A 7,900-nucleotide genomic window follows, 5' to 3' on the forward strand; every position below is an offset into this window, starting at 1 on the left:
ACCGGCGGCTTGGCGGGCGCGTCGTCATCGTCGTCGCTGCCGCCACAGGCGCTCAACAGGGTTACGCAAGCCAGCGACAAGGGCATCAGGGCCCGCCGCAGGCGGGTTACTTCGAACTGCATTCATAGCTCCAGCGTCAGGGCGGCCCACAACTCGCGGCGCCGCGCAGGGCGGGACTATGCCGGCTGCCGGTGACGTGGGAATGACAGGCTGGCGCCGGCGCGCGCCGCTAGCGGGGACGTGGCGCCGGCGCGCGGCCGGCGGCGCGACCCGGGGCGGCCTAGCCGCCGCGCCTGTCGCTGTTCTTGCCGCCTTTCGTGGGCTTGTCCTTCTTGCCCGGCGTCGCAGCCTCGGCGTCCGCCAATGCCTGCCTGATGATGGCCTGCGCGGTCCAGCGCGCCACCTCGGTCACTTCGGGCAGATCCAGCCGCCAGATGTCCTTGAGCACGAGGAACACCTCGGTGCCATAGACCAGCGACAGGGCCTGCGCCACGCGTTCCTGCTGCGCCGGCGTCAGCGCGCCGGCCAGCGGCGCGATGGCGCGCTTCAGGATGTCGACACGGTGGCCGCGCACCAGGCGCGGCTCGTTGCCGGCGCGGCCGGCGCTGGCCTCGGCGTGCTGTTGCAGCGAGACCTGGATGGCGGCGCGCAGCGGCGCCTCGTGCGCCTCCAGGCGCGGGTAGGCGAAGCGCAGCAGCTCGTCGACGCGCGCGCCGGCGTCGTCGGCGCTCGATTCCCAGGCCAGGATCGGGCCCAGGCTTTCGTCGACCACGGCGGCGATCAGCGCGCTCTGGCTGGGGAAATAGCGATAGGCGGTGGCGCGCGACACCTGGGCGTGCTCGGCCAGCTCGGCCACCGAGGGCGTGATGCCCTGGCCCATGAGCTGCTGCGCGGCGTCCAGCAGGATCTTGCGCATGCGCGCGCGCGGCCCGTGCGGCGGCTCGCCGCTGGCCTCGGCCTGGCGGCTGGCGGGGGCGATCAGGGCGCGCGCGGACGCCGCTTGCGGGGCGGTTCGGGTTTGACGTGAGACAGTCGTCTCAGTATGATTCTTTCGTCTCATTTATGAATTCTACAAGCCGGGCTCGCCCCGGCACATATCGAGGCGCGCATCGAGTGTAGCCGCCCGCGGGAGGAGTCATGACGAATACCAAGCGGCGGGTCTACGTGGCCGCCACCTACGACACCAAGGGCCATGAGGCCGAATACGTGGCCGGCCTGCTGGCGCGCGACGGTCTGGACGTGGTGACGGTGGACGTGTCCACCACCGGCGCGTCCAGCGCCGCCCGCGTGCAGGCCCGCGAGGTGGCCGCCCGTCATCCGGGCGGCGCGCAGGCGGTGTTCACTGGCGACCGTGGCACGGCCATCGCCGCCATGGCGCTGGCCTTCGAGCGCTACGCCGCCGCCGACGCCGGCATCGGCGCGCTGCTGGGCCTGGGCGGCTCGGGCGGCACGGCGCTGATCACGCCGGCCATGCGCGCGCTGCCCATCGGCGTGCCCAAGCTGATGGTATCGACCATGGCTTCGGGCAACGTCGCGCCCTATGTCGGGCCGTCCGACATCGCCATGATGTACTCCGTCACCGACGTGGCCGGGCTGAACCGCATCTCGCGCCGCGTGCTGGCCAATGCCGCCGGCGCCATTGGCGGCGCGTTCCGCCAGGCCGACAGCGCGGCCCAGGACAACGACAGCCGTCCCGCCGTCGGCATCAGCATGTTCGGCGTGACCACGGCCTGCGTGCAGCAGGTGGTGCCGCTGCTGGAGCCGGACTACGACTGCCTGGTGTTCCACGCCACGGGCACCGGGGGCCAGTCCATGGAAAAACTGCTGGACAGCCATCTGCTGTCCGGCGTGCTGGACCTGACCACCACCGAGGTCTGCGACTTCCTGTTCGGCGGCGTGCTGGCCTGCACCGAGGACCGCTTCGGCGCCGTGGCGCGCACGCGCGCGCCCTATGTGGGCGCCTGCGGCGCGCTGGACATGGTGAACTTCGGCGGCATGGAGACCGTGCCGGAACGCTACCAGGGCCGCCTGTTCTATCCCCACAATCCGCAGGTGACGCTGATGCGCACCACGCCCGCCGAGAACGCCCGCCAGGGCGAGTGGATCGCCAGCCGGCTGAACCGCTGCGACGGGCCGGTGCGCTTCCTGATCCCCGAGGGCGGGGTGTCGGCGCTGGACGCGCCGGGCCAGGCCTTCTGGGATCCGGAGGCCGACGCCGCGTTGTTCACCGCGCTGGAAACGCACTTGGTGCAGACCGCCGACCGCCGCCTGGTGCGCGTGCCCTGCCACATCAACGACCCGCTGTTCGCCCGCACGGCGGTCGAGCAGTACCTTGAAATCGCCCAACACTGAGGACCGCCGCCATGCCGCGCTTTGACCGCAACCAACTCATGGACAAGTTCCGCGCCATGGTGCGCGACCGCCAGCCCATCGTGGGCGGCGGCGCGGGCACGGGGCTGTCGGCCAAGTGCGAGGAAGCCGGTGGCATCGACCTGATCGTGATCTACAACTCGGGCCGCTACCGCATGGCTGGCCGGGGCTCGCTGGCGGGCCTGCTGGCTTACGGCAACGCCAACGAGATCGTGGTCGACATGGGCCGCGAGGTGTTGCCCGTGGTCAAGCGCACGCCGGTGCTGGCGGGCGTGAACGGCACCGATCCGTTCTGCGATTTCGACGTGTTCCTGGACGACCTCAAGCGCCAGGGCTTCGCCGGCGTGCAGAACTTTCCCACCGTGGGCCTGATCGACGGCACCTTCCGCGCCAACCTGGAAGAAACCGGCATGGGCTACGGGCTGGAAGTGGACATGATCCGCCTGGCGCACGAGAAGGGCATGCTGACCACGCCCTATGTGTTCAACGAGGCTGACGCCGTGGCCATGACCCGCGCCGGCGCCGACATCATCGTGGCGCATATGGGCCTGACCACCGGCGGCTCCATCGGCGCCGAAACCGCGCTGACGCTGGACGACTGCGTGGCCGCGATCGACCGCATCGCGGCGGCCGCGCTGGCGGTGCGCGATGACGTGATCGTGCTGTGCCATGGCGGTCCCATCGCCACGCCCGAGGACGCCGCCCACGTGCTGCGCGCCTGCAAGCATTGCCATGGCTTCTACGGCGCCAGCTCGATGGAGCGCCTGCCCACCGAACAGGCGCTGACCGCGGCCACGCGGGAATTCAAGGGTCTGACCTTCTAAGCTGTTTACCAGGCGCCGTGCACGGCGCCTTTTTCTTGTCTATCGCCGCACTCCATCCTTCCTTCACCGCATCCGCTTCGACAGGAGCCCCGCATGTCGCACACCGTGTATATCAGCGCCATCATCCATGCGCCGCTTGAGCAGGTCTGGCCCATGTTTCGCGATTTCAACGGCCTGGCCGGCTGGCATCCCGGCGTGGCCGTCAGCCGCCTTGAGGACGGCGGCCGCGCGGACGCACTGGGTTCGGTGCGGCACCTGACGCTGCAGCCGTCCGGCTTCGTGCGCGAACAGCTGCTGATGCTGGACGATCCGGGCACGGCGTTGCGCTATTCCATCATCGAGACCGACCTGCCCATGCGCGACTACGTCGCCGGCGTGCAGCTGCGCCGCGTCACCGAAGGCGGGCTGACGCTGGTCGAATGGTGGGCCGACTTCCGCGTCGAGGCCGGCGCCGATCTGGCGGCCGTGGCCGGCGCCGTGGGGCAGGGCGTGTTCGCGGCGGGGCTGAAGGCGCTGGACGAGAAGCTGCGCCGCTAGGTCCCTAGGCCCTGCCCGCGCGCTTGCGCGCGGCGCGGGCGCAGCCGGGCGGCAGCTCGGCCGTTTTCAAATAATCGCGGATCGCGCCGATCAGCGCATCGGCCGCCGGACTCAAGGGATAGTCCAGGTGGCGGATCAGGCAGACCGTGCGCACCATGGTGGGCCGGGCCAGCAGCGCGTAGGCCAGTCCCGGCTCGCGCACGCGCTCGGCGGCCAGCGCCGGCAGCAGCGCCACGCCCAGTCCCGCCTTGACCAGCGCCGCCTGCGAGGTGGTGCTGGACGCCTCATGGAAGGGCGCGGCGGCCTCGATCGGCAGGTCGGCGCGGGCGCGCAGCAGCGCGATGATGCCGGTCTCGTCCACCACGCCCACCAATTGGCGGCCGGCCAGGTCCGCCCAGCGCACCGTGCCGTCCCGGCCCGGGCGCAGCCCGGCGTCGTCCTCGCGGTACAGCACGCCGAAGCGGTCTTCCAGGAGCGGCTCGAAATCCAGCCCGGGCGCGTCCGCCCAACGGCTGGTCAGGCCGAAATCGACCTCGCGCGCGGCCACCTTGCGCTGGATGCGGCCGGAGTTGTCGTCGCTCAGGTACAGGCGCACGGCGGGATGGCGCGCGGCGAAGGCGGCGGCCGCCGGCGCGATGATCTGGGTGATGGCCGACGGCGCCGCCGCCACGCCCACGCGTCCGCGCTCCAGCGCGCCGAAGCGCACCACGTCGCCGATGGCGCCGTCGAAGTCGGCCAGCAGGCGCATGACGCGCGGCAGGAATTCCTCGCCCGCCGCCGTCAGCAGCACGCGCCGGCTGGTGCGCGCGAACAGCAGCGTGGACAGCGCTTCCTCCAGCTGGCGCACCAGGCTGGTGACGGAGGACTGGGTCTGGAACAGGCGCTCGGCGGCGCGCGTGAAGCTGGACTCCTGGGCCACCGCCACGAAGGCGTTCAGGTGCTTGAGCGTGACGTGCTTGGGCAGGCGATTCATTTCAAATCACGATGGATGGATCGATAAAAACAATTTTTCCAGATTGATTGGCCGGCCGATACTAGGACCTTCATCAAGCCGGGACACGCGCATGCGGCAGGACAAGCTGGATCTGATCATCGAAGGCGGCTGGGTCATCGACGGCCTGGGCGGGCCGCGCGTGCGCGCCGACGTGGGCGTGACGGATGGCCGCATCGCGGCGCTGGGCGACCTGTCCGGCTATATCGCCGACAGGCGGCTGGACGCGGCGGGACGCATCGTGGCGCCCGGCTTCATCGACGTGCACGGTCACGACGACCTGATGTTCGTGGAAAAACCGGACCTGGCCTGGAAGACCAGCCAGGGCATCACCTCGGTGGTGGTGGGCAACTGCGGCATCAGCGGCGCGCCCGCGCCGCTGCCGGGCAATCACGCGGCGGCGCTGGCCCTGCTGGGCGAGTCGCCGCTGTACGCCGACATGGATGCGTACTTCGCCACGTTGCAGGCGCAGCGGCCGATGATCAACGTGGCGGCGCTGGTCGGCCACGCCAACCTGCGGCTGGCGGCCATGCGCGATCCGTCGGCCCAGCCCACGGCCGATGAACAGAGCGCCATGGAGCGTATGCTGGACGCCTCGCTGGCGGCCGGCGCGGTCGGCTTCAGCACCGGGCTGGCCTACCAGCCGGGCGGCATGGCGCGGGCGGCCGAGCTGGAGGGACTGGCCCGCGTGGCGGCCGCGCGCGGCGCGCTGCACACCAGCCACATTCGCAACGAGGGTGACACGGTCGAGGAATCGGTGGACGAGGTGCTGTCCATCGGCCGCCAGAGCGGCTGCGCCACGGTGCTGTCGCATCACAAGTGCATGATGCCGCGCAACTGGGGCAAGAGCCGCGCCACGCTGGCCAATATCGACCGCGCCCGCGCCGAGGGCGTGGACGTGGCGCTGGACATCTATCCCTATCCCGGCAGCTCCACCATCCTGATCCCGGAGCGCGCCGAGCAGATCGACGACATCCGCGTCACCTGGTCGACGCCGCATCCCGAGTGCGCGGGCCGCTACCTGGCCGACATCGCCGCCGACTGGGGGTGCGACAGGACCGAGGCCGCGCGCCGGCTCTGTCCGGCCGGCGCGATCTATTTCGCCATGGACGAGGACGAGGTGCGCCGCATCTTCCAGCATGACTGCTGCATGGTCGGCTCGGACGGCCTGCCCAACGACGCGCATCCGCATCCGCGCCTGTGGGGAAGCTTCACGCGCGTGCTGGGCCGCTATGTGCGCGAAGCCGAGTTGCTGACGCTGGAGGCGGCGGTGGCCAAGATGAGCGCGCTGCCGGCGCGCGTGTTCGGCCTGGCCGGACGCGGCCGCATCGCCGTGGGCGCCTGGGCCGACATCGTGGTGTTCGACGCCGACACGGTGGCCGATCTGGCCACCTGGGAAGCGCCGACGCTGCCCTCGGCCGGCGTCGAGCGCGTGCTGGTCAACGGCGTACAGGTGCATCCGCCCTTGCCGGACACGCCGCGTCCCGGGCAGATCCTGCGCCGCTCGATCGCGGCGCAAGCATAACGATTCCATCCACAGGAGACTCCCCATGTTCCGCAAGACCTGCGCCGCGCTGGCGCTGGCCGCCGCATTGCCGGCCGCCCATGCCGCCTTCCCCGAACGCCCCATCACGCTGATCGTGCCGTTTCCGGCCGGCGGCCCCACCGACATCGTGGGCCGCCTGGCGGCGGCCAAGGCCGGCGAGATCCTGGGCCAGCAGATCGTGGTGGAAAACCGCACCGGCGCGTCCGGCACCATCGGCATGGCCGCGACCGCGCGCGCCAAGCCCGACGGCTACACCGTCGGCCTGGCCACCGTCAGCACGCACGGCACCGCGCCGCACCTGTTTCCCAACCTGGCCTATGACCCGGTCAAGGATTTCACGCCGGTCAGCAATCTGGTGACCAGCCCCAACATCCTCAGCGTCAATCCGCAGTATCCGGCCAAGAGCCTGGCCGGGTTCGTCGAGCATGTGCGCGCCAATCCGGGCCGGGACGGTTACGCCAACGCCGGCGCGGGCGGCGTCAACGACCTGGGCATGATCTGGTTCCTGCAGATCATCGGCGGCAAGATGAACAGCATCTCGTATCGCGGCTCGGCGCCGGCGCTGACCGACACGGTGGGCGGCGTCGTGCCGGTGATCTTCGACAATTTCCCGTCGTCGCTGCCGTATCTGAAGAGCAATCATCTGCGCGCGCTGGCCATTACCGGCCCGGCGCGCAACCCGCGCCTGCCGGACGTGCCGACCTTCGCCGAGCAGGGCTACAAGGACTATGACGTGACCGCCTGGTACGGCGTGGTGGCGCCGGCGGGCCTGCCCGACGACGTGCGCGACAAGCTGGCGCAAGCCTTCGCGCAGGCCGTGCGCGACCCGGCCACGGCGGCGAAAATGGAGGAAACCGGCGCCTTCCCGCTGGGCAACACGCCGGCCGAGTTCGGTGCGCAGATTCAGGCCGAGCGCGACCGCTGGAAGAGCGTGATCGACAAGGCCCAGATCAAGCTGCAATAAGGGCGTATCGCGGCGGCGTGGCGCGCGGCCGGCAGGCCCCGCGCGCGCCGCTTCAATACACGTCGCGGCGGTAGCGGCCGTCGTGCAGCAGCTGTTGCAAGCGGGCGTCGCCCAGGATGTCGCGCAGCGCCTCATCCACGCCGCCCGCCATGCCTTGCAGGCTGCCGCAGACGTAGACCGCCGCGCCCGCGTCGGTCCAGGCGCGAACCATGTGGGCCTGTTCGCGCAGCAGGTGCTGCACGTAGCGCCTTTCTTCCTGGTCGCGCGAGAACACGGCGTCCAGTCGTTCGATCTGGCCGGCGTCGCGCCAGCCTTCGATCTCGGCGCGGCAGAACCAGTCATGCGCGGCCTGGCGCTCGCCGAACACCAGCCAGTTGCGATGGCGGCCCGCCGCCAGGCGCGCCTTGAGCAGCGCGCGCAGGCCGGCCAGGCCGGTGCCGTTGCCGATCAGGATCATCGGCCGGTCGTCGTCGGGCGCGTGGAAACTGCGGTTGGACCGCAGCCGGAGATCGATCTCGTCGCCCAGCCGCGCCACGTGGGTCAGCCAGCCGCTGCCCAGGCCCAGGTCGCCATCGGGCCCGCGCATCTGGCGCACCAGCAATTGCAGCGCGCCGTCGGCGGGCAGCGAGGCGATCGAGTATTCGCGGTGCGGCAGCAGTTCCCCGCCG

The 7,900-nt window shown here is 70.9% G+C and carries 7 protein-coding genes and 1 pseudogene; 5 read left to right on the plus strand and 3 right to left on the minus strand.

Going from position 1 to position 7,900, the window contains the following annotated elements; genetic code table 11:
* Positions 1–280: 280 nt before the first annotated feature.
* Positions 281–982, minus strand: a complete 702-nt coding sequence (locus tag AC6LJ5_RS29280) for a TetR/AcrR family transcriptional regulator (protein WP_498142339.1) — start codon at positions 980–982, stop codon at positions 281–283.
* A gap of 155 nt (positions 983–1,137) precedes the next feature.
* On the opposite strand from AC6LJ5_RS29280, the gene AC6LJ5_RS29285 reads away from it, so the two are divergent.
* From AC6LJ5_RS29285 to AC6LJ5_RS29295, 3 genes are all read left to right on the plus strand, one after another.
* Complete coding sequence (locus AC6LJ5_RS29285; RefSeq protein WP_392409916.1) at positions 1,138–2,352, plus strand: Tm-1-like ATP-binding domain-containing protein; 1,215 nt, start codon at positions 1,138–1,140, stop codon at positions 2,350–2,352.
* Between the two features lie 11 nt (positions 2,353–2,363).
* Positions 2,364–3,194, plus strand: a complete 831-nt coding sequence (locus AC6LJ5_RS29290) for a phosphoenolpyruvate hydrolase family protein (RefSeq protein WP_103275207.1) — start codon at positions 2,364–2,366, stop codon at positions 3,192–3,194.
* A gap of 93 nt (positions 3,195–3,287) precedes the next feature.
* A complete protein-coding gene (locus AC6LJ5_RS29295) occupies positions 3,288–3,731 on the plus strand; it encodes an SRPBCC family protein (protein WP_392409914.1) in 444 nt (147 codons plus the stop codon).
* 4 nt (positions 3,732–3,735) lie between these two features.
* Here the strand turns inward: AC6LJ5_RS29295 and AC6LJ5_RS29300 are convergent, their stop codons facing one another.
* Positions 3,736–4,704: a LysR family transcriptional regulator gene (locus tag AC6LJ5_RS29300; protein ID WP_103275205.1), complete on the minus strand. Its 969-nt coding sequence runs from the start codon at positions 4,702–4,704 to the stop codon at positions 3,736–3,738.
* A gap of 91 nt (positions 4,705–4,795) precedes the next feature.
* Between AC6LJ5_RS29300 and AC6LJ5_RS29305 the strand changes: the two genes are divergently transcribed.
* Positions 4,796–6,247 (plus strand): N-acyl-D-amino-acid deacylase family protein, encoded by a 1,452-nt coding sequence (locus AC6LJ5_RS29305; protein ID WP_498142338.1) that lies wholly within the window; start codon positions 4,796–4,798, stop codon positions 6,245–6,247.
* Positions 6,248–6,272: 25 nt separating this feature from the next.
* Entirely contained in the window at positions 6,273–7,232 is a 960-nt protein-coding gene (locus AC6LJ5_RS29310; protein WP_392409911.1) for a tripartite tricarboxylate transporter substrate binding protein BugE, read from the plus strand.
* A 52-nt stretch (positions 7,233–7,284) separates the two neighbouring features.
* Here the strand turns inward: AC6LJ5_RS29310 and AC6LJ5_RS29315 are convergent.
* Positions 7,285–7,900: pseudogene (locus tag AC6LJ5_RS29315) on the minus strand (sulfite reductase subunit alpha); the annotation flags it as partial.

It is taken from the genome of Achromobacter sp. 1011791174, from assembly GCF_059760925.1.

Excerpts from the sequence above, each read along its gene's own strand:
- AC6LJ5_RS29285 (WP_392409916.1), top strand. The coding sequence starts at position 1,138 with ATGACGAATACCAAGCGGCGGGTCTACGTGGCCGCCACCTACGACACC.
- AC6LJ5_RS29290 (WP_103275207.1), top strand. The coding sequence starts at position 2,364 with ATGCCGCGCTTTGACCGCAACCAACTCATGGACAAGTTCCGCGCCATG.
- AC6LJ5_RS29295 (WP_392409914.1), top strand. The coding sequence starts at position 3,288 with ATGTCGCACACCGTGTATATCAGCGCCATCATCCATGCGCCGCTTGAG.
- AC6LJ5_RS29300 (WP_103275205.1), bottom strand. The coding sequence starts at position 4,704 with ATGAATCGCCTGCCCAAGCACGTCACGCTCAAGCACCTGAACGCCTTC.
- AC6LJ5_RS29305 (WP_498142338.1), top strand. The coding sequence starts at position 4,796 with ATGCGGCAGGACAAGCTGGATCTGATCATCGAAGGCGGCTGGGTCATC.
- AC6LJ5_RS29310 (WP_392409911.1), top strand. The coding sequence starts at position 6,273 with ATGTTCCGCAAGACCTGCGCCGCGCTGGCGCTGGCCGCCGCATTGCCG.